Origin of the sequence: Pseudoalteromonas fenneropenaei, assembly GCF_042643375.1 — a bacterium.
GTDB lineage: Bacteria > Pseudomonadota > Gammaproteobacteria > Enterobacterales > Alteromonadaceae > Pseudoalteromonas > Pseudoalteromonas fenneropenaei.
The window spans coordinates 35,074-56,106 of record NZ_JBHRSD010000023.1 but is presented as its reverse complement, the minus strand read 5'-3'; the positions used below and the strand labels follow the sequence as shown (position 1 = coordinate 56,106).

The 21,033-nt window shown below is 47.1% G+C and carries 19 protein-coding genes; 16 read left to right on the top strand and 3 right to left on the bottom strand.

Annotated features, from left to right (window positions below; genetic code table 11):
* Positions 1–188: 188 nt before the first annotated feature.
* Positions 189–2,702 carry an EAL domain-containing protein gene (locus ACFOEE_RS13510; RefSeq protein ID WP_377125118.1) on the bottom strand — a complete coding sequence of 838 codons (2,514 nt, stop codon included), beginning with the start codon at positions 2,700–2,702 and terminating at the stop codon, positions 189–191.
* Between the two features lie 227 nt (positions 2,703–2,929).
* Here ACFOEE_RS13510 and queA point away from each other — a divergent pair, with 227 nt between their 5' ends.
* The 7 genes from queA to ACFOEE_RS13475 all read left to right on the top strand — a co-directional run bounded on the left by queA (position 2,930) and on the right by ACFOEE_RS13475 (position 11,579).
* A complete protein-coding gene (queA, locus tag ACFOEE_RS13505; protein ID WP_377125116.1) occupies positions 2,930–3,970 on the top strand; it encodes a tRNA preQ1(34) S-adenosylmethionine ribosyltransferase-isomerase QueA in 1,041 nt (346 codons plus the stop codon).
* A 190-nt stretch (positions 3,971–4,160) separates the two neighbouring features.
* On the top strand, positions 4,161–5,285 hold the full coding sequence (tgt, locus tag ACFOEE_RS13500) for a tRNA guanosine(34) transglycosylase Tgt (protein WP_377125114.1): 1,125 nt from the start codon (positions 4,161–4,163) through the stop codon (positions 5,283–5,285).
* A gap of 159 nt (positions 5,286–5,444) precedes the next feature.
* Positions 5,445–5,783: a preprotein translocase subunit YajC gene (gene yajC / locus ACFOEE_RS13495; RefSeq protein WP_377125112.1), complete on the top strand. Its 339-nt coding sequence runs from the start codon at positions 5,445–5,447 to the stop codon at positions 5,781–5,783.
* A gap of 17 nt (positions 5,784–5,800) precedes the next feature.
* Positions 5,801–7,660, top strand: coding sequence for a protein translocase subunit SecD (gene secD / locus ACFOEE_RS13490; RefSeq protein ID WP_377125110.1), 1,860 nt, complete (start codon positions 5,801–5,803; stop codon positions 7,658–7,660).
* Positions 7,661–7,669: 9 nt separating this feature from the next.
* A complete protein-coding gene (gene secF, locus ACFOEE_RS13485; protein ID WP_377125108.1) occupies positions 7,670–8,614 on the top strand; it encodes a protein translocase subunit SecF in 945 nt (314 codons plus the stop codon).
* A gap of 286 nt (positions 8,615–8,900) precedes the next feature.
* Positions 8,901–10,700 carry a bifunctional diguanylate cyclase/phosphodiesterase gene (locus ACFOEE_RS13480; RefSeq protein WP_377125106.1) on the top strand — a complete coding sequence of 600 codons (1,800 nt, stop codon included), beginning with the start codon at positions 8,901–8,903 and terminating at the stop codon, positions 10,698–10,700.
* Between the two features lie 78 nt (positions 10,701–10,778).
* Positions 10,779–11,579, top strand: coding sequence for a substrate-binding periplasmic protein (locus ACFOEE_RS13475; protein WP_377125104.1), 801 nt, complete (start codon positions 10,779–10,781; stop codon positions 11,577–11,579).
* Positions 11,580–11,641: 62 nt separating this feature from the next.
* Here ACFOEE_RS13475 and suhB read toward each other — a convergent pair whose 3' ends face one another.
* Positions 11,642–12,445, bottom strand: a complete 804-nt coding sequence (gene suhB, locus ACFOEE_RS13470) for an inositol-1-monophosphatase (RefSeq protein WP_377125102.1) — start codon at positions 12,443–12,445, stop codon at positions 11,642–11,644.
* 294 nt (positions 12,446–12,739) lie between these two features.
* Here suhB and trmJ point away from each other — a divergent pair, with 294 nt between their 5' ends.
* From trmJ to ACFOEE_RS13425, 9 genes are all read left to right on the top strand, one after another.
* Positions 12,740–13,474, top strand: coding sequence for a tRNA (cytosine(32)/uridine(32)-2'-O)-methyltransferase TrmJ (gene trmJ / locus ACFOEE_RS13465; RefSeq protein WP_377125100.1), 735 nt, complete (start codon positions 12,740–12,742; stop codon positions 13,472–13,474).
* 192 nt (positions 13,475–13,666) lie between these two features.
* Positions 13,667–14,158 carry a Fe-S cluster assembly transcriptional regulator IscR gene (gene iscR, locus ACFOEE_RS13460; RefSeq protein WP_377125098.1) on the top strand — a complete coding sequence of 164 codons (492 nt, stop codon included), beginning with the start codon at positions 13,667–13,669 and terminating at the stop codon, positions 14,156–14,158.
* Positions 14,159–14,181: 23 nt separating this feature from the next.
* A complete protein-coding gene (locus tag ACFOEE_RS13455; protein WP_377125096.1) occupies positions 14,182–15,396 on the top strand; it encodes an IscS subfamily cysteine desulfurase in 1,215 nt (404 codons plus the stop codon).
* Positions 15,397–15,449: 53 nt separating this feature from the next.
* Positions 15,450–15,833 (top strand): Fe-S cluster assembly scaffold IscU, encoded by a 384-nt coding sequence (gene iscU / locus ACFOEE_RS13450; protein ID WP_377125094.1) that lies wholly within the window; start codon positions 15,450–15,452, stop codon positions 15,831–15,833.
* Positions 15,834–15,847: 14 nt separating this feature from the next.
* Positions 15,848–16,171 (top strand): iron-sulfur cluster assembly protein IscA, encoded by a 324-nt coding sequence (iscA, locus tag ACFOEE_RS13445; protein WP_377125092.1) that lies wholly within the window; start codon positions 15,848–15,850, stop codon positions 16,169–16,171.
* A 71-nt stretch (positions 16,172–16,242) separates the two neighbouring features.
* Positions 16,243–16,767, top strand: coding sequence for a co-chaperone HscB (gene hscB, locus ACFOEE_RS13440; protein WP_377125090.1), 525 nt, complete (start codon positions 16,243–16,245; stop codon positions 16,765–16,767).
* A gap of 47 nt (positions 16,768–16,814) precedes the next feature.
* The gene (hscA, locus tag ACFOEE_RS13435) at positions 16,815–18,677 is read left to right on the top strand and encodes a Fe-S protein assembly chaperone HscA (protein WP_377125088.1); all 1,863 of its coding nucleotides are present in this window, start codon (positions 16,815–16,817) and stop codon (positions 18,675–18,677) included.
* 1 nt (position 18,678) lies between these two features.
* Positions 18,679–19,017 (top strand): ISC system 2Fe-2S type ferredoxin, encoded by a 339-nt coding sequence (gene fdx / locus ACFOEE_RS13430; protein WP_377125086.1) that lies wholly within the window; start codon positions 18,679–18,681, stop codon positions 19,015–19,017.
* 90 nt (positions 19,018–19,107) lie between these two features.
* The gene (locus tag ACFOEE_RS13425) at positions 19,108–20,538 is read left to right on the top strand and encodes an NAD-dependent succinate-semialdehyde dehydrogenase (RefSeq protein WP_377125084.1); all 1,431 of its coding nucleotides are present in this window, start codon (positions 19,108–19,110) and stop codon (positions 20,536–20,538) included.
* Positions 20,539–20,586: 48 nt separating this feature from the next.
* On the opposite strand, the gene ACFOEE_RS13420 is transcribed toward ACFOEE_RS13425, so the two are convergent.
* Entirely contained in the window at positions 20,587–21,024 is a 438-nt protein-coding gene (locus ACFOEE_RS13420) for a hypothetical protein (protein WP_377125082.1), read from the bottom strand.
* Positions 21,025–21,033 lie beyond the last annotated feature (9 nt).

Below are 21,033 nucleotides of genomic sequence, written 5' to 3'. Positions count from 1 at the left end.
GGCGTCACTCGGTAAAATAGTGTTATGTATTACAAAGTGTTAGCAACTCGGTTTATTTAAGTGATTGATCTTAGTTAGCTCGATGTCGCTATTTTTTTTGGAATTTCCCATTCCTAGGCGACATCGTGTTGTAGGCTTAAGTATAGCCACTATTTAGTTAAGTGAAAGCAATAAATAGTTTAAAAGTGTTAGCAGATTGTTTTGTCGACCAAAATAGTTTTTAGTGCATCCGCCAAGGCGCTAATCGGTAAAGGTCTGGAAATATAAAAACCTTGTCCGTAGTCCACGCCAATTTCCAATAACGCATTAAAAATATCTTCATTTTCAACGTATTCGGCCACAGAGCGCTTGTCTAAAGATTGGCTAATATCATTGACTGCTTTGACCAGCGCGTGGTCAATTGGGTCATTGAGCATATCACGCACAAAAGAGCCATCAATTTTGACGTGCTGGGCGGGTAATTGTTTTAAATAGCTAAAGGTACTAAAACCAGTGCCAAAATCATCGATGGAAAAATGACAGCCGAGATCATTGAGCTTTTCTATCATAGCTCGGGTGGCGGTGAGATTGTTGATACTGGCAGATTCGGTTATTTCAAAAATGACGCGTGATGGTGACACCTGATATTCGCTTAAACAAGCTTGAATATGCGGTAACAAACGCTCATCGAGGAAAGATTGCGCCGATAAGTTAATGGCCACCTGATTTAAAGCCTGATGCTCAGAAACTGCGCGGATAGCATGACGTACAACACATTGATCCATCAAAAAGGTGTCGTTAAGCATTTCTAAGGCGGGAATAAACTGATTGGGGTAAATCAGCTCACCATTAATTCGTAGCCGTAATAAAGCTTCAAAGTAAGCAACGCAACGGCGTTTAAAATCCCAAATGGGTTGATAATGCAACTCAATTTGGTCGTTTTGCAGTGCCTGACGGACATTGTGGCCCCATTCCAAGCCTGTTTGCATCGCGTTGTTATGGGAATCTTCTTTGCTGTAACAGTGCACCAAATTACGGCCAAGGCTTTTTGCCACATAAAGCGCGATATCAGACTGCTTCAAACATTCACTAGGGTCACAGTTGGCGAGTGTGATCTGCGTTAATCCAATTGAGCAACTGATGGAATAGCTTTGTTCTTCAGAATGAAATTGGTGACTATCGATAGCCATACAAATCCCTTCGGCAACTAAATGGGCATCAAGTAAGGATTTGTTGCGGAGCAACACTGCAAATTCATCACCGCCGATACGGAAGATTAAATGCTCGTCATCAATGCAGTGCTCGAATAACGCAGCGACTTCTTTGAGTACGATATCGCCTTGTTGGTGTCCTTTGGAATCGTTAATGATTTTAAAGTGGTCAAGGTCAATATAAATAAGCGCGTGTTCGGCGTTAGCATCACCGGCTTTGGTGTCGGCACACAAAATCTGCAGTTGCTGGTCAAAGTAATAGCGGTTGTGGAGGCCAGTTAAGGTATCGTGTAGCGCTAAATGGCGCAGTTGTAGTTCAGCTTCTTTGCGCTCATGAATATTGTCTATGGTGGCGGTAACCGTGGCTTTGCTGGTGCTGTTTTTGATCACTTGGAAGCGGCACTCAACCCATACCTCTCGGCCTGATTTGTGTTTTAACTGAATTTCAATTTGGGTTTGCTGTTCTTTACTCGCCAGTACCATAGCGAGTGTTTTGGCTAATGCACGTTGACTGGTGGTAGCGGTAAATTGAGTTAAGCTCATGCCTAAACTGGCTTTAATGCCATGCCCAGAAAGTTGCTCCCAAGCAGGGTTAATAAAGCGAATTTTACCTTCTTCATCAAGCTCCATGACGACTGTATTGAGGTGGAGCAAAATGCGTTGGTGGGCAGAGAAGAGATCCTTGTATCTTTGTTCACTGCGACTGAGTTGCTCAACTTTATCGGCAAATTCGGCGTAGCTCACCATAAAGTCTTCGCGCCGCGCGGCATGGTCACAGACTTTACTTAAAATCGTAATGTCATAAGGCTCACGCACAAAATCGGTGACGCCCAAGAGCAGCAGCTGCTCGGCGTAGTCCGCATCGCGATTATCAATAATGGTCACAATCGCTTGGTTAGGATTGTGTTTAAGGATATTTTCCAGCAACTGTTTGGCCGCTTCAGCTCGCGTGGCGGTTGCATCAAGCAGCACAATGGCATATTTGTTTTGCAAATACAGTGACAAAGCAGCGTTTGGCGAAGTGACATGAGTACAGGCAAAATTGAGTGCTAAATGTTGGCAAATTTCGGCGGCGCGGCTTTCACGCGGCTCCAACAAGAGTAAATTGAGGCGGCTACTTTTTTCCAAATGGGTCGACAACACGTTCGCCAGCACTTGCGGTAACATATCTTGACGTTCAAAGGGCAGTACCGCATCTATGCTATAACTACGGGCTGTGGTTTCGGCGATGCGCTCACAATAAGTTGGTGGTGTAAGCAAGATTGGGGTGTTTTTCGGGGTTTTTAGCAAACCAGAACGTATCATACGGGCAAAACGCCAGCCGTCTATTTTACCGACATTCAGGCCGCTGATAATGACATCCACCGCGCGCACTTTGAGGATCTGTAACGCATCTAAGCTATCACTGCTTTCGATAAACTGAAACACGTCGAGGTTACTGAGCGTCTTTTTGACAATTGCCCGCTCTGCTTCACTGGCATTCAAAATTAATAACGTCAGCTGTTCAGCCATGGTGATACAACTCCACTCCCATGATAACCCGATGCGCCACCTGAACCTCGACCTAATACATTGCTAAGAAAGAAAAAATAATCTGAGGTAAGCCAATTTTAAACAAGCTTATGGTTTACCCTGCAGTGAGAGGGCTAGAGTAATGCGAATTTGTGCAAGAGACAAGCACTTGATTATGGCAAACGGGCACAATAGACTTGCGGCAATTTTGAAAAAAGAGGTCCGTCATGCGCGTTGCAGATTTTAGTTTTGAACTTCCCGATGAACTTATTGCTAGGTTTCCAAAAGCGGAGCGTACGTCTAGCCGTTTATTGGTGCTTGATGGGAATAGCGGTGCACTGGCTCACCGTACCTTTAGCGATATTCTCGAATATATCAATGCTAACGACCTGATCGTGTTTAACAACACCAAAGTGATCCCAGCTCGCATGTATGGTCAAAAAGCATCAGGCGGGAAAATTGAAGTATTAGTCGAGCGTGTACTCGATGAGCACCGCGTGCTGGCACATGTGCGCGCAAGCAAGGCGCCAAAAGTGGATGCCAAACTTATCCTTGAAGGCAAAGTCGAAGCAACTATGTTAGGTCGTCAAGGCGAGTTGTTTGAGCTACGTTTTGATTGCGCCGAATCTGTGTTTGAGGTGTTAGAAGACATCGGCCATATGCCTTTACCGCCTTATATCGACCGCCCGGATAACGAGGCCGATAAAGAGCGCTATCAAACTGTGTACAGTGCCAAACCGGGTGCAGTGGCTGCGCCAACGGCAGGGTTGCATTTTGATCAAAAGCTCCTCGAGCAAATCAAAGCCAAAGGCGCAAATACGGCCTTTGTTACGCTACACGTCGGCGCGGGAACTTTCCAACCGGTACGGGTTGATTCTGTAGAAGAGCATGTGATGCACTCAGAGTACATTGAGGTGCCTGAAGAAGTAGTGGCCGCAATTGCTGCAACCAAAGCTAAAGGCGGGCGTATTATTGCGGTAGGCACCACTTCGGTACGCTCTTTGGAATCTGCGGCGAAAGCCAATGGTGGACAGATTGCCCCATTCTACGGTGATACCGATATTTTTATCTATCCGGGTTATCAGTTTAACGTAGTGGATGCCATGGTCACCAACTTCCATTTACCGGAATCAACCTTGATTATGTTGGTGAGTGCCTTTGCGGGTCAATCACACATCATGAATGCCTACCAAGTAGCGATTGCAGAGCAATATCGCTTCTTTAGCTACGGTGATGCCATGTTCCTCACTAGGCAACAACTCAAGTAACTTCCCAAGAGCCCTGCCAATGCGCAGGGCTTTTTAATTTTACGCCCTTTTAGCAGGCTTTTTGCCCCAATAATTAGTATTGCATTACCAAACAAGGTAAAATCGGGCGGTTTAGTATGTTGGATTGTGAGCAAACATCGGGTTTGAATCGCGATCAGTTGGACTGTTTTTCCGACTTAATGAGGTCAAAATGAAATTTGAATTAGATTGTACTGACGGCAAAGCCCGTCGAGGTCGTTTGATATTTGAACGTGGTGTAGTTGAAACTCCAGCGTTTATGCCCGTTGGCACTTACGGTACGGTAAAAGGCATGACGCCAGAAGAATTAGCCGGTACGGGTGCGCAAATCTGTTTGGGCAACACCTTCCATTTGATGCTGCGCCCTGGCACAGAAATCATTAAACAACATGGTGATTTACACGACTTTATGAACTGGGACAAACCTATCCTCACGGATTCAGGTGGTTTCCAAGTGTTCAGCCTCGGCGCAATGCGCAAAATCAGTGAAGAAGGGGTGTTGTTTAAATCGCCGGTTAATGGTGAGCGCATCATGTTGACACCCGAGCGTGCGATGGAAGTGCAGCGCGACCTCGGCTCAGACATTGTGATGATTTTTGACGAATGTACGCCATATCCCGCGACAGAAAAGCAAGCGCGTGATTCAATGGAGTTGTCGTTACGTTGGGCAAAGCGTTCTAAACAAGCCCACGAAGGCAATAAAGCAGCTCAGTTTGGTATCATCCAAGGTGGTATGTATCCAGAGCTGCGAGCGATTTCGCAACAAGGCTTAGAAGACATTGGCTTTGATGGCTACGCCTTAGGTGGCTTGTCGGTAGGCGAGCCAAAAGAAGACATGATCAATATCCTTGATCACTGTGCGCATAAAATGCCAGCAGATAAACCACGTTACCTAATGGGTGTGGGTAAACCAGAAGACTTGGTTGAAGCGGTGCGCCGTGGTATTGATATGTTCGATTGCGTAATGCCAACCCGTAACGCGCGTAATGGTCATTTGTTTGTTACTAATGGTGTGGTAAAAATTCGTAACTCGGCGCATAAAACCGATACTAGCCCGTTGGATGCGGAATGTGATTGCTATACCTGTCAGAATTATTCGCGTGCCTATTTGCACCATTTAGACAAATGTAACGAGATTTTGGGTGCACGTCTTAATACTATCCATAACTTACGTTACTATCAGCGTTTAATGGCGGGTCTACGTGATGCGATTGCAGCGGGCAAGTTAGATGAATTTGTCACTGATTTTTATGCGCGTCGCGGTAAACCAGTGCCAGAGCTGGCACAGACCGAATAGACCGCTGTGACTTAAAGTTGCAGCGGTGTTGGCGGCTAATTCACCCTAATCACATAGCAAATCTATGTTGTTGGGATGAGCTTACTTGCCGCCTACCTGCAGTGCCAAGCACTGCGGGTAAGACAAAATTAAAAATTAAAGAAACTAAGAGGAAGCACAATGAGTTTATTTATCTCTTCAGCTCACGCCAGCACTGGCGGCGCAGCACCAGCGGGTGGTGGTATGGAAATGTTGATCATGCTGGGTATTTTCGGCTTGGTATTTTATTTCCTAATTTATCGTCCACAGGCAAAGCGTGTAAAAGATCATCGTGAACTGATGGGCGCACTAGCCAAAGGCGACGAAGTATTAACCCAAGGTGGTTTAGTTGGTCGCATCACTAAAGTGGCTGACGACAAAGATTTCGTTGTGATCGCATTAAACGATTCAGCGGAAGTGACAGTACAAAAAGCGGCTATCACCGCTGTGCTGCCAAAGGGCACCATGAAGTCACTATAATAAGAAAGGACCAAACAGTGTTAAACAAGTATCCACTCTGGAAATATTTACTTGTCCTCGCTGTATTGGCAATGGGCCTGCTTTATGCGGCACCGAATCTGTATGGCCGAGATCCGGCCATACAAGTTTCTGGTACTAAAGGCGCCAATGCTGATCTGAGCGTGTTGGACCAAGTGAATGACATCATCACAAAACAGGGATTAACGCCTAAATCGGCGGCGTTAGAAAACGGCCAAATTTTGGTGCGTTTTAAAAACGTTGAAGAACAGCTAAAAGCGCAAGATGCACTGCGTAACGAGCTGAGTTCAGAGTATATTTCTGCTATCAACATGACCCCAGCGCAACCTGAGTGGCTCAAGAACTTGGGTGGTAACCCAATGAAACTTGGCCTCGACTTAAGCGGCGGTGTGCACTTTACGATGGAAGTGGACATGGCAACGGCGCTTGATAATGCGTTGAACCAAATGGAACAAGATTTCCGCTCTAGTCTGCGTGAAGAAAAGCTGCGCTACCGTACGGTACGTCGCGTTGCTGGCAGCGAGCGACTGGTGATTGAAATGCGTGACGAAGCCGATAAAGACGCGGCGCAGCGCTTTTTGAGAAAACGTGACCCACTTAATGTCATCGTCGATGACAGCAGCAATGCGAATGCGTTTTTTGTCAGTTTGAGTGAGCAAAAACTCAAAGAAATTCGCGATTACGCCATAAAGCAAAACGAAACTATCATTCGTAACCGTATTAACCAGTTAGGTGTAGCTGAGCCAAACGTACAGCGCCAAGGTGCTGAGCGTATTATCGTGCAGTTACCGGGTGTACAAGATACCGCATTGGCAAAAGAGATTCTTGGTGCAACAGCTACCCTAGAGTTTCGTGAAGTAGACGAAGCTGCTGATGTTAGAGCAGCAGCCGAAGGTCGTGTGCCACCAGGCAGTGAAGTGATCAACCACAAAGATGGTTATCCAGTGGTACTGAAAAAGCGCGTGATTTTAGAAGGTAGCCATATTACCGGTGCGCAAAACAGCTTAGATGAATACCAACGTGCGCAGGTTAATATTAACCTAGATAGCGCAGGCGGCGCGAAGATGAATGCCTTCACTAAGGGGGCTATCGGTAAGCGTATGGCTACGGTGTTTATTGAGTACAAACCATCAGGCAAGAAAGATGAAAACGGTAAAGCGCTACCACCAACAAAAGTGGAAGAAGTGATTAACGTTGCAACCATCCAAGCGCGTTTAAATAGCTCATTCCGTATTACAGGCATCGATAGTCCAGCTGAAGCGCATAATCTTGCCTTGTTACTACGTGCCGGTGCCTTAGTTGCGCCAATTCAAATCGTTGAAGAGCGTACCGTTGGCCCAAGCTTAGGTCAGGAAAACATCGATGCGGGTATGACCGCTGTAGTGCTAGGTTTTGCATTTGTACTGGCCTTTATGGCGGTGTATTACAAAGGCTTTGGCATGATAGCTAACCTTGCACTAGGTGCAAACTTAGTGCTCATCGTCGGCGTGATGTCGATGATCCCAGGCGCCACGCTAACTTTGCCAGGTATTGCTGGTATCGTACTGACTGTGGGTATGGCGGTGGATGCCAACGTGCTTATTTTCGAACGTATCCGTGAAGAACTAGCTGATGGCCGCAGTCCACAACAAGCCGTCCACTGTGGTTATGACAGTGCGTTCAGTACAATTTTTGATGCCAACATCACCACCTTAATTGCCGCAATTATTCTGTTCTCAGTGGGTACAGGTCCAATTGCAGGCTTCGCAGTTACGTTAGCGATAGGTATCATGACGTCAATGTTCACTGCGATTGTTGGTACGCGAGCAGTGGTTAACCTGATCATTGGTGGCCGCCGCGTCACTAAGTTGTCAATCTAGGAGGCGAAGATGCAATTATTAAATCTTAAAGGCACCATTCGCTTCATGGCAGCACGTAATATCGCCATGGCGTTTTCTGTACTGCTAATGGTGGCGTCTGTGGTGTCGATGGCAACCAAAGGCATTAACTTTGGCTTAGATTTTACTGGTGGTACGTCAGTTGAAGTGAGCTTTTCTCAGCCAGCAGACTTAGCCAAAGTACGTAAAGTGTTAGCCGAAAACGGTTTTGCTGACGCTGCAGTGCAGCTTTACGGCAACAGTACCGAGGTTTTGGTACGTTTAGCGCCACGTAAGGACGAACAAAAAGCAGAAGTGATTGGTAACCAGTTGATCAATGTACTTAAGTTGGTTGATCCGAATATCCAAATGCGCAGCATTGAGTTCGTAGGCCCAAGTGTGGGCGAAGATCTCAAAGAGCAGGGCGGTTTGGCGATGTTAACTTCGCTGATCTGTATCTTGGTTTACGTTGCCTTTCGCTTCGAATGGCGTTTTGCGGTGGGTGCGGTTCTGGCATTGTTCCATGACGTATTGATCACTATGGGGTTGTTCTCAGTCCTTGGTCTTGAGTTTGATTTAACCATTTTGGCGGCGATTTTGGCGGTAATAGGTTACTCACTCAACGATACTATCGTGGTATCTGATCGTATTCGTGAAAACTTCCGTAAAATTCGTCTTGATGACACCATTGAAATTGTCGATATTTCTTTGACGCAGACGTTAAACCGGACTTTGATCACTTCATTAACCACCATCTTGGTATTAATTGCCTTGTTTGTGTGGGGTGGTCAAACCATCCATGGTTTTGCCACAGCGCTGTTATTCGGGGTGTTTGTGGGTACGTATTCGTCAGTATATATTGCCAGCTCAATCGCCATCGTGATGGGGATCAGCAAAGAAGACTTGATCCCAGTTGAAGTGGAAAAAGAAGGTGCGGAGTTTGACTCTATGCCGTAATGGCAGTGAATGTTAAGCACTTACCTGACAACGCCGTTGTGTATAACAACGGCGTTTTTTATGCTGCGCAAGTCACGCCCAATTTTGTTGGTATTGATAATATTTTACCTTAGCAGCTGCTTTGGCTGCACTTTCAGCTATTGCCTGAGGTACCGCGAGATAGCATTGCTTGCTTGAAAACTATTCAACCAGTAACTTAGGTACAAGTCATCCGAATGACATATATTTGTCACAAACCCCTGCTAACGTCAGTCAACTTTTAATCAAGTTCTTTAGGTTTGACGCGGTGAGCGAACAGCAGGCATTACACAGCATCATTGCACGAGGCGAAATAACAACAGTTTTCCAGCCCATCATTGATATGGCAAAACGTCAGATCTTAGGTTACGAGGCGCTCAGTCGTGGACCAAAAGGTTCTTTGTTGGAGCGACCTGACGCCTTATTTCGTGCAGCGCAACAAGCAGAGCGGCTATCTGAGCTGGAGTTGCTGTGTCGCTCAAACGCCATTGCACGTTTTGTTGACCAAGACTTGCCGGGTAAACTCTTTATCAACGTTAGCCCCATTACCTTGTTAGATCCGCATCATCCCCGTGGTGAAACCCTACACTTGCTTGAAAAGTACGGCCTTGCTGCCAATCGAGTAGTGATAGAAATCACAGAGCAAGATAAAGTCGACGATGGTTTTTTATTACTGAAAAACATCGCCCACTATCGTGAGCTAGGCCTGAGTATTGCGATTGACGACTTGGGCGCGGGTTATTCGGGCCTTAAGCAATGGTCGGAACTTTGCCCAGATTTTGTCAAACTGGATCGTTACTTTGTTGACCATTGCGACCAAAGCATAGTCAAACGTGAGTTTTTAAAGACCATAGTGGAGCTTGCCAAAGCCACTGGCACCGCTGTGATAGCCGAAGGCATTGAGCGCTTTGAAGAGCTAAAACTGTTAGAAAGCCTTGGTATCGCACACGCGCAAGGCTATTTATTAGAGCGCCCGACACTTAGTCCCAGCAAAGAATTAAGCCATGCCAAATTAGCCCAATTTAAACTGGAAGGGCCACGCACCGCATTACAATCCTCGTTGGTGATCGGCAACTTAGTGGTAGATCAACGCGCCATCACAAACCTCACCAAGTGCAAAGATGCCCATCAAGTATTTGAACAAGATAAGCGCCTCGCCAGTTTAGCGGTAGTCGATGAGCTGCAGCGACCAGTTGGGCTGCTGCACCGCGACCAATTAACCGAAGTGTTTGCAGGCCCGTATGGGCATGCGTTATTTGCCAAAAAGGCCGTCACTGAGCTGATGGATAAACAACCCCTCATCGTAGATGAAAATGACAAACTGGATGTAGTGAGCCAGCAAATCACCGAGCATGAATTTGATATCCGTCGTCATATCATTATTACTCGTGATGGCCGCTATCTTGGTTTGGCGCCGCTACGCGATATTCTCAAACATATTACCGAAGAAAAAATTCGCCATGCCCAGCACGCCAATCCACTCACTATGTTGCCGGGAAATGTGGCCATTAACGAAGCCATAGAGCAGCGCTTACGTACTCAGCAAACTTTCTCGTTGGCTTATATAGATTTAAACCACTTCAAGCAATTTAACGATTTATACGGTTACGCCAGTGGTGATAGCGTGATTAAGCTCTTGGCTGATGTGACTTTGGCAGTCTGCCGTTACAGCCCAACGTTTGTCGGCCATATTGGGGGGGATGATTTTATGGTGGTGTTTGACGGCGATGACGCCGAACAACTTTGCCATGACATCATTGAGGGTTTTGAAGCCCAATCGAAAGCTTTCTTTACTCCAGAGCATGTCAAATCAGGCGGCTACTGGGCAACCAATCGCGAAGGGCAAAAGCAGTTTGTGCCATTACTGACTTTGTCGATTGGTTTAGTGCGACCCGATTTGGAGCATTGCCAAAATAGCCATCAAGTCGCCGCGCTAGCAACGGATGCCAAGAAAGAAGCCAAACGTTATCGCAACAGTTACCTGTTTATTTGTAATCGCCGTAAGCCAACCGTGCCTGTGGTACGAATTAATCGCACTGCGGAAAAAGCTAACGCATTGCCATACTGACAATAATTCACTTGAGTAAATATTCCAGGCTGTGTAGCGTAAGCGAGTAAGTGCAGACGCAACTTCAGGGGGTGAAACATGAAGTGGCTTATCGGCAGTATGTTATTGTTAGGCTCATGTTGGACTTGGAGCGCCACGCCGGTGGTGTATGTTGCCAAAGAGCAGCGCGTGCAATATGACCGCGATTTATATCTATTTGAAGTGTTAGCGTTGGCGTTAAATGCCGCCAACTATCCCGCAAATATAGAGCCTATCCAAGTTCATCCTCATCAGCAGCGGACGCTAATGATGCTGGCGCAAGGCAAAGTGGATGTGCATTGGAGTATGACCAGCCCAGAGCGAGAGCTATTGGCCACCGCCATTAAGGTGCCGCTGTTTAAAGGCTATATAGGTAAACGGGTGTTGCTGGTAAATCGAGATCAGCTTGAACGCTTTAGCCATATTCGCACCCTTAACGACTTAAAAACGCTGCTCGCTGTGCAAGGTCATGATTGGCCTGATACAAAAATTCTTGCTCATAATGATTTAGCCGTACGCCCTATTGCCAAGTATCCCGCCATGTTTGCTATGGTTGCTGCTCACCAAGCGGATTATTTTCCACGGTCTTTTATTGAAGCTGCCTCTGAACTCCAGTCATTTAAGCAGTATCCGCTCGCTATAGTGCCGAATTTGTATCTCAGTTACCCCACCGCGTTTTATTTCTTTGTCAATAAAGGCAAACCAGAATTGGCTGAGGCGCTTGAGAAAGGCTTGGCAATCATTCAAGCGGATGGGCGATTTGATGCGTTGTTTGAACGTTATTTTGCGCAAAGTTTGGCCGCGCTACCATTAAAAGAGGCAATTGAGCTGCCGTTGCAGAATCCGTTTTTTAGTGATTAACGGCAAAGATAAAACCAGCAGGCAGAAAAAAGGCGCGATCCTCGCGCCCTCGAAATGGAGAATTACTTCAATAGTGCTTCAGTTAATACTGGGCGGATCTCTTTAACGATCGCTTGGCATAACTTAGGTGAACCACAAATGATGTTGCCGCTACGGTTGTAGTTAGCGCCACCTGCGAAGTCAGTGATCATACCGCCAGCTTCTTTAACTAACAGCTCACCTGCTGCGGTGTCCCAAGGCTTTAAGCCAATTTCAAAGAAACCATCAATACGACCCGCTGCCACATACGCCATATCTAGTGCCGCAGAACCCGCACGGCGGATGTCTGCAGTGTGGATAAATAACGCTTTGAACGCTTCAGTGTAGGCATCCATGTGATGCTTTTGTTTAAATGGGAAGCCCGTCGCTAACACAGTACCTGTCAACTCGTTCGCCTTAGATACGCGCAGACGCTTGCTGTTAAGTTGCGCACCTTGACCACGGCTAGCAGTGAATAACTCACCACGAATTGGATCGAATACCACAGCCTGCTCAACACGGCCTTTCACTTTTAACGCGATAGAAACCGCAAAGTGTGGGATATCTTTGATGAAGTTGGTGGTGCCATCGAGAGGATCGATAACCCAAAGGTAGTCTGCATCTGAGCCTTCTGTGTGACCTAGTTCTTCACCCACAATTGCGTGATTTGGATACGCTTTTAAAATGGTGTCACGGATTACCGCTTCGGCGTCTTTGTCAACGTTGGTTACAAAATCATTTGTGCCTTTTTGCTCGGCTTCAACTTTTGACAAATCTTCACAGGCGCGAAGGATCACCTTACCTGCATTACGCGCAGCGCGTACCGCAATGTTTAACATTGGATGCATAGCATTACCTTTAGGTTTTAAAAGAACAGGAATATTTCAAGCCGGCGTATTTTAGAGATTTTTGTCTAGTTGTAAACAACAGAATGAAAATTTATTGGCTGAAATTTGTACACCTCTGTTGTAAAAGGTAAAATTTTGACAGCTTGGCGCTTTATTGGGCAATGATAGGCAAACTAGCGTGCAGCAGCACTTGGTCGAACGCTGACGAAATGTGCAAAACACTAGGTGCGGGAGTTTGGCTGTGATAAAATCCGCGCCCGTTAAAACCTTCGTGAACTGTAAGAGAGTGCTCTGATGGCATTAAGTGATATTCGCATCGTCCTTGTTAACACTTCCCATTCCGGCAATATTGGTTCGGTTGCGCGCGCCATGAAAACCATGGGTTTGTCGCAACTGATCTTAGTTGATCCCGCATGTGAAATCGACAGTCATGCGAGTGCTTTGGCGGCAGGTGCTACTGACGTACTGGGCAAAAGTAAAACCGTTGCCACGCTGGCAGAAGCTATCGCTGATTGTGCTTTAACAATCGGCACCAGTGCGCGTTCGCGGACTTTGTCTTGGCCTATGGTCGAGCCACGTGAATGTGCGCAAAAGCTGGTATTAGGCTCACAGCATGGGCCTGTTGCTTTGGTATTCGGCCGCGAAAATAGTGGCCTGAGCAACGAAGAGCTACAGCTATGTAATTACCATGTGTGTATTCCGGCTAATCCAGAATATAGCTCGTTAAACCTCGCGATGGCAGTGATGACACTGTGCTACGAAACCCGCATGGCACAGTTAGACTTGCAAGATAAGCCAGTAGTAGAAGACGAAACCCGTTATCCAAGTGCGCAGCAAATGGAGCTGTTCTACGAGCATTTAGAGCACACCTTGAACGAGACCGGATTTATCATCAAACAGCATCCCGGTATTGTGATGACGCGTTTACGTCGTTTGTTTAACCGCGCTCGCCCAGAAGACCAAGAACTCAATATCTTGCGTGGTATTTTGACCTCAATTAATCGCTCTACCGACAAGACTGATAAGTAGTTACGACTATCTGCGTAGAGACAGTATGCAGAGAAAATTGGATAATACTTGACTAAATTACTCAGGTAATTACAATGTGAGGTAATACTTGACTGTTTTAATCAAGTATTTGTTGCTAAATCCTGCAACAATACTTGACTATCTTAGTCAGGTAATTACAATTTGCGGTCTGATTTTTAGCAAGGGGCGAGCATGAAACTCACATCAAAAGGTAGATACGCGGTGACGGCCATGTTGGACGTGGCGTTGCATGCCAGTATTGGGCCGGTTCCCCTTGCTGATATTTCCGAGCGTCAGGAAATATCTTTATCTTATTTAGAGCAATTGTTTGCGCGTTTACGCAAACATGGGTTGGTCAGTTCAGTGCGTGGTCCGGGTGGGGGTTATCTGCTTGGTCGTGGCGCTGATACGATTTCCGTAGGCGATGTAATTAATGCGGTCGACGAATCCGTTGACGCAACCCGCTGTCACGGTGCCACGGGGGGCTGCCAAAGTGGCTTACGTTGCTTAACCCACTCATTATGGTCTGACTTAAGCGTCCGGATCGAAGAATTTTTAAATAGTATTACGCTCGCTGAGCTGGTGTCGAATACCGATGTGCAATCTGTCGCATCTCGACAAGACAACCAGGTCAAAAGTGCGATGCAGCAATTGAATAACATTCAGGTCAGCTGTCAACTTTAAGTTGGCGTGGAGCGGAGAAAGAAATGAAGTTACCGATTTATTTAGATTATGCAGCAACCACCCCTGTGGATCCGCGTGTCGCAGAAGCGATGATGCAGTGTCTGACGATGGATGGCACCTTTGGTAATCCAGCATCACGTTCACACCGCTTTGGTTGGCAGGCAGAAGAGTTGATTGATCAAGCGCGTAACGACATTGCTGACTTAATCAATGCCGATCCACGTGAAATCGTGTTCACTTCAGGCGCAACTGAATCAAACAACCTAGCGATTAAAGGTGCGGCGCATTTCTATCAAAAGAAAGGCAAGCACATCATCACCGTAAAAACCGAGCATAAAGCTGTGTTGGATACCTGCCGTGAGCTTGAGCGTCAAGGGTTTGAAGTAACCTATATGGACGTCGAAGATAACGGTCTACTTGATTTAGCTAAGCTTGAAGCCGCAATGCGTGATGACACCATTTTAGTCAGCGTAATGCACGTCAACAACGAGCTGGGTGTTATCCAAGATATCGAAGCAATTGGTAACTTGTGCCGCGCCCGTAAAATCATGTTCCACGTTGATGGCGCACAAAGTGCAGGCAAAGTGAAAATCGACTTAGCCACTTTACCTGTTGATTTTATGTCGTTCTCTGCTCACAAAATTTACGGCCCTAAAGGCATTGGTGCGTTATTCGTGCGTCGTAAGCCGCGTGCGCGTTTAGAAGCGCAGATGCACGGTGGTGGTCATGAGCGTGGTATGCGCTCTGGTACGTTAGCAACGCACCAAATCGTGGGTATGGGTACGGCGTTTCGTATCGCTAAAGAAGATTTTGAACAAGACCATGCTCACATTGCCACGCTACGTAAGCGTTTGATTGACGGTGTGATGGATATTGAAGAAGTGTACTTCAACGGTACCGTAGACCAATCTGTACCGGGTATTGTGAACATCAGTTTCAACTATGTTGAAGGTGAATCACTGCTGATGGCGGTGAAAGACATTGCGGTTTCATCAGGTTCAGCCTGTACTTCAGCAAGCCTTGAGCCTTCTTATGTGTTACGTGCGTTAGGTCGTAATGATGAATTAGCGCACAGCTCTATCCGCTTCAGCATTGGTCGTTTCACCACTGAAGAAGAGATAGATTACACCGTTAAGTTAATCAAAGACTCTATCGGTCGTCTGCGTGAAATGTCTCCGCTGTGGGAAATGTTCAAAGACGGTATCGACCTGAACAGCGTTGAATGGGCACATCATTAAGCATTTAAGCGTGCCGCGATGTAAAGCGCGGCGTGCGTAGTGAGGAAAGCGTTATGGCATACAGTAGCAAAGTTATCGACCACGTAGAAAACCCACGTAACGTTGGTTCATTCGACAAGAATGATCCAAGTGTAGCCACCGGTATGGTTGGCGCACCAGCGTGTGGTGACGTGATGAAGTTACAGATCAAAGTATCTGACAATGGCATCATTGAAGACGCAAAGTTTAAAACTTACGGTTGTGGTAGTGCAATCGCCTCTTCATCTTTGGTAACAGAGTGGGTGAAAGGTAAATCACTAGATGAAGCAGCTCAAATCAAAAACACGGATATCAGTGCTGAGCTTGAGTTGCCACCAGTGAAAATCCACTGTTCGATTTTGGCTGAAGACGCCATTAAAGCGGCAATTGCTGACTACAAGAGTAAACACGCAAAGTAAGAGAACCAGTAACTATGGCAGTGACACTAACCGACGCAGCAGCAAGCCGCGTGCAGGCTTTTTTGAAAAATCGTGGTAAAGGCTTAGGGTTGCGCGTTGGCGTGAAAACCACTGGCTGTTCTGGTCTTGCGTACGTACTTGAGTTCGTTGATGATCTCAACGAAGGTGATGAAGTGTTTGAAGACAAAGACGTGAAAATCATCATCGACGCGAAAAGTCTGATTTATTTAGATGGTACTGAGCTGGATTACACCCGTGAAGGTCTCAATGAAGGGTTCCAGTTTAATAACCCGAACAAAAAAGACGAATGCGGTTGTGGCGAGAGTTTTACTGTCTAACGCCGTGCCTGTTGTTTAAGTTCAAAGCCCTGCCATGGTGGGGCTTTGCTGCATCCAGAAGATAGGACGCCATGCGCTACTTTGAACTATTTGGCTTAGCCCCAAGTTATCAACTTGATTTAGCAAAACTGAATCAACACTATCTCGAGCTCCAGCGAGCCGTGCATCCTGATAAATTTGCCGGTGGCAGCGAACGTGACAAATTACTTGCGGTGCAAAAGACCGCAGAGATCAATGATGCCTTTGCGACCTTAAAGCACCCAGTAAAGCGCGCCGAATATATGTTAAGCGAACAAGGCGTGGATATTCGTGCTGAGCAACAAACCTTGCAAGACCCGATGTTTCTGATGGAGCAAATGGAGCTGCGCGAGGCGCTGGCGGAAATTCGTGATGCGGCCGACCCAGAAGCGGCGGCAGCGGATCTCGAAGATCAGATCAAAACTTTAGATGTGCGTTATAGCGCTCAACTGGGCACCTTGTTAGGTAGCAACGATGCGGCGCAGTTAGAGCAAGCCGCAGATCATATTCGTAAGCTAAAATTTGTTTACAAGTTGCGTGAAGAACTCGCGCGGATTGAAGACAGTTTATTTGATTAATCACACACCGACCAACTACCGTCGTCGGACGATGAGTGAAGAGCACTATGGCACTATTGCAAATTGCTGAGCCGGGGCAGAGCGCGGCACCTCACCAACATAAACTTGCAGTCGGCATTGACCTTGGCACCACTAACTCTTTGGTCGCTACGGTACAAAGCGGCGAAGCCAAGACTTTAGTTGATTTACACGGACAGGCAATGTTGCCTTCAGTTGTGCATTATGGCGCCACCGACATTACCGTCGGCGCAGATGCGATGGCAATGGCAACGGATGACCCAAGTAATACCCTTATCTCAGTAAAACGCTTCTTAGGTAAAACCGCTGCAGAAGTGGTCAGCAGCTACGGCCAATTGCCGTATCAGTTTGATGAGTCAAGCGGCAGCCTAATGATAGCAACGCAACAAGGTCAGGTCAGCCCAATCCAAGCCTCAGCGCAAATTCTTACGGAATTACGTGAGCGTGCAGAAGCCAGTTTTGGTGGCGAGTTACTGTCTGGTGCCGTGATCACAGTGCCTGCTTATTTCGATGATGCACAGCGCCAAAGCACCAAAGATGCAGCAGAACTTGCTGGTTTAAAAGTGCTGCGCTTACTCAATGAGCCAACTGCAGCCGCAGTGGCTTATGGCTTGGATTCAGGTCAAGAAGGAGTGATTGCGGTCTACGATTTAGGCGGTGGCACGTTTGATATTTCGATTTTGCGCTTAAACAAAGGCGTATTTGAAGTACTCGCTACTGGTGGCGATTCAAGCCTAGGTGGTGATGATTTCGATGCTGTGCTGGTTGCACATTTCAAGGCTGAAACTGGCCTCAGTGAACTGTCAAACCAAGAGCACAGACTATTTATTAATAAAGCCAAAGCGTGTAAAGAAGCGCTTAGCAGCTACGAAAAAGTCAATGTTGGACTTGAGCTGCGCGGTGAAAAACACTTAGTCACGGTAACCCGTGAACAGTTTGCGACTTTAGTCACTGAACTGGTGAAAAAGACCTTACGCGCGTGTCGCCGTGCGGTCAAAGACGCCGAAGTGTCATTCGATGAGATTTTAGAAGTGGTGATGGTCGGTGGTTCAACCCGCATGCCAGTGATCCGCGCTGCAGTTGCGGAATTTTTTGGCAAAACGCCACTGACTTCAATTGACCCAGACCGAGTGGTTGCCATTGGTGCGGCAATTCAAGCGGATGTGTTAGTTGGCAATAAACCTGATGCCGAAATGTTGCTGTTGGATGTGTTACCGCTGTCGCTCGGTTTAGAAACTATGGGTGGCTTAGTCGAGAAAATCATTCCACGTAACACTACGATCCCTGTCGCGCGCGCGCAAGAATTTACCACTTTCAAAGACGGTCAAACCGCCATGTCTTTACATGTGTTACAAGGTGAGCGTGAGCTGGTCGATGATTGCCGTTCTTTGGCGAAATTCAGCCTCAAGGGCATTCCGGCTATGGCGGCTGGCGCGGCGCACATTCGCGTTACTTTTAAAGTCGATGCCGATGGCTTGTTGAGCGTTACTGCGATGGAGAAATCCACCGGCGTGCAAGCTGAGATCCAAGTTAAACCTTCTTATGGTTTATCGGACGACCAAGTGGCGAATATGCTCAAAGAGTCGATTAGCCATGCGCGTAGCGATATGCAGCAACGTATGCTGAAAGAGCAACAAGTTGAAGCACTGCGCGTATTAGAAGCGTTAGAAGCCTCTTTAGCGACAGACAGCCATTTGCTTGATGAGCAAGAGCTGGCGGTACTGCGCGATACTATGAATAATTTGGCCCAACAGCGCGAAACAGCGACGGATCCAGATGACATTAAACTGGCGATTGAAGTTGTTGATAAAGCAAGCAGCGAGTTTGCCTCACGCCGTATGGATGAATCAATTAAGCGGGCACTGCAAGGGCAGTCCATAGACGAGGTTTAATATGCCACAAATCATTTTCTTACCCCATCAAGAGTTGTGTCCGGACGGCGCTGCCATTGAAGCGAAAAGCGGTGAAACCATTTTAGACGTGGCGCTTCGCAATGGCATTGCTATCCCACATGCGTGTGAAAAATCCTGTGCCTGTACCACTTGCCACATTGTGGTGCGCGAAGGGTTTGACTCATTAGAAGAAAGTGACGAGCTGGAAGAAGATATGCTCGATAAAGCTTGGGGCCTTGAAGCGGAATCGCGCTTAGGTTGCCAAGCTATCATCGCGGACGAGGATTTGGTGGTTGAAATCCCCAAATATAATCTCAATATCGTTAACGAAGACCACTAACAAAAACCGCAGCTCAGCTGCGGTTTTTGCTTTTGGGTCACTTTTTAGGTTACCTTTTAGTCTACCTTGTAGACGATAAAGGAGTGCACAATGGACGCGATTAACACGCGTTTTGGTCATCTTTGGCATACCCCTGAGCAACCGGCGACTTCGAGGCTCACGGTTTATTGCAAAGCCACAGGTGTGGCGCTGGCTGCATTACCTGTATGTAATGAGCAAGATGTACCAGAAATTTTAGCGCGGGCACAACTTGGGTTTGATATTCAAAAGGCGCTGAGTGCCCATCAGCGTAGTCAGCAGCTCCAGCGTTGGTATGAGCTTATCATCGCGAATAGCGAATTGTTGGCGCGATTAGTGACTTTGGAATGCGGTAAACCGCTTGGTGAAGCGCGAGCTGAGGTTAGCTATGCGGCGGGGTTTGTGTCTTGGTTTGCCGAGCAAGCAAAACGCAGTTATGGCCAAGTGATCCCAAGCGCTAATGTGGCGCAAAAGCTCACCACTATTGAACAGCCGATTGGCGTGGTATTTGCCATTACGCCGTGGAATTTTCCGCTTGCGATGATCACCCGTAAAGTGGCGCCAGCCATGGCGGCGGGCTGTAGTATTGTGCTTAAGCCCTCAGAGCTGACGCCACTATCAGCCATGGCACTTTGGCAGTTAGCGCAAGAAGCGGGGTTTGCACCAGAAGCGTGGCAAGTGGTGCATAGTTTGGATGCCAAAGGTTTTGCCGCAGCTATGTGCGACAGTGCTGTGGTGCGTAAAGTCACCTTTACTGGCTCAACAGCGGTTGGGCGCAGCTTGATGGCACAAAGTGCCAATACCATTAAACGTTTGTCATTGGAACTTGGCGGCAATGCGCCGTTTATCATTTTTGCCAGTAGCGACCTAGATGCCGCGATTGACGCTTTGATGGTGGCTAAGTTCCGTAATGCAGGGCAAACCTGTGTGGCGGCTAACCGAGTTTTAATTGAAAGCCCGTGTTTTGATGAGTTTATTACCAAATTGACGGCGCGGGTAGCCAAGCTGAAAATCGGCCATGGCCTTGAGCCAGATACTGATTTAGGGCCGCTGATTTCACCGGCCGCCAAAGCCACCGCAGAGCGTCGTATTGCAGAGGCACTCAGCGAAGGTGCGGTGTGCCATTATCGCGCAGAGCCACTTCCCAGCCCATTTATGGCGCCGGTGATTTTAACTGAAGTCAATCAGGCAATGGCGATTGCCAACTTAGAACTATTTGCACCCATTATCACAGTGCAACGCTTTCGCAGCGAAGCGGATGCCATTGCGATTGCTAATGCCGTGCCAGAAGGGCTGGCGAGTTATTTTTTCAGTCAAGATATGGCACAAGTGGAGCGCGTTAGTAGTCAGTTGGAGTACGGTATGGTGGGAGTTAATACTGGGCTTATCTCCAATCCAGTCGCACCGTTTGGTGGCATGAAACAATCTGGACTTGGCCGCGAAGGTGCAGCACAAGGTCTCAGCGAATACCTCGAAACCAAATACTTGTGCCAGCAGTTTTAGCTTAGATAACCCAAGCGCAAGCAATGGCAGCGCCTGAACAGCGCGCTGCTATGCTTTCTTTGTCGCATGACTGAATAGGCTGCCTAAGGCAACTAGGGCAATGCACATATAAAGCGTAGTGATATTTTGATAAATCGCGTAAGCAGAGGAAAAGTCGGCAGTAATGCCAGTTGTGGTGATCACAAACACGCTACAAGCGAATTGCATCAAAGCTAATGTTTTAATCGATAAATGTGTGCTCGTCAGTTTTTGGTATAAAAACAGTACGGCTAAGTTTATCAAGGTGACTAACAGCAGGTCATAGCTAAGTACGGCATAATAAAATGGACTGTCGGCAGTTAAATCGGCAGGTATGGCAAAGAAGTTAAAAAAATTGCCGTAGTGGAAGGCCAATTCATAAAGCAGCACACAGAGCAGCCCGATAAATACAGGGTTAAAATTAGACAGCAAGCGGCTTGTGTATTGATGTGAGGCGTAGCTGCTCATGCTTATTAC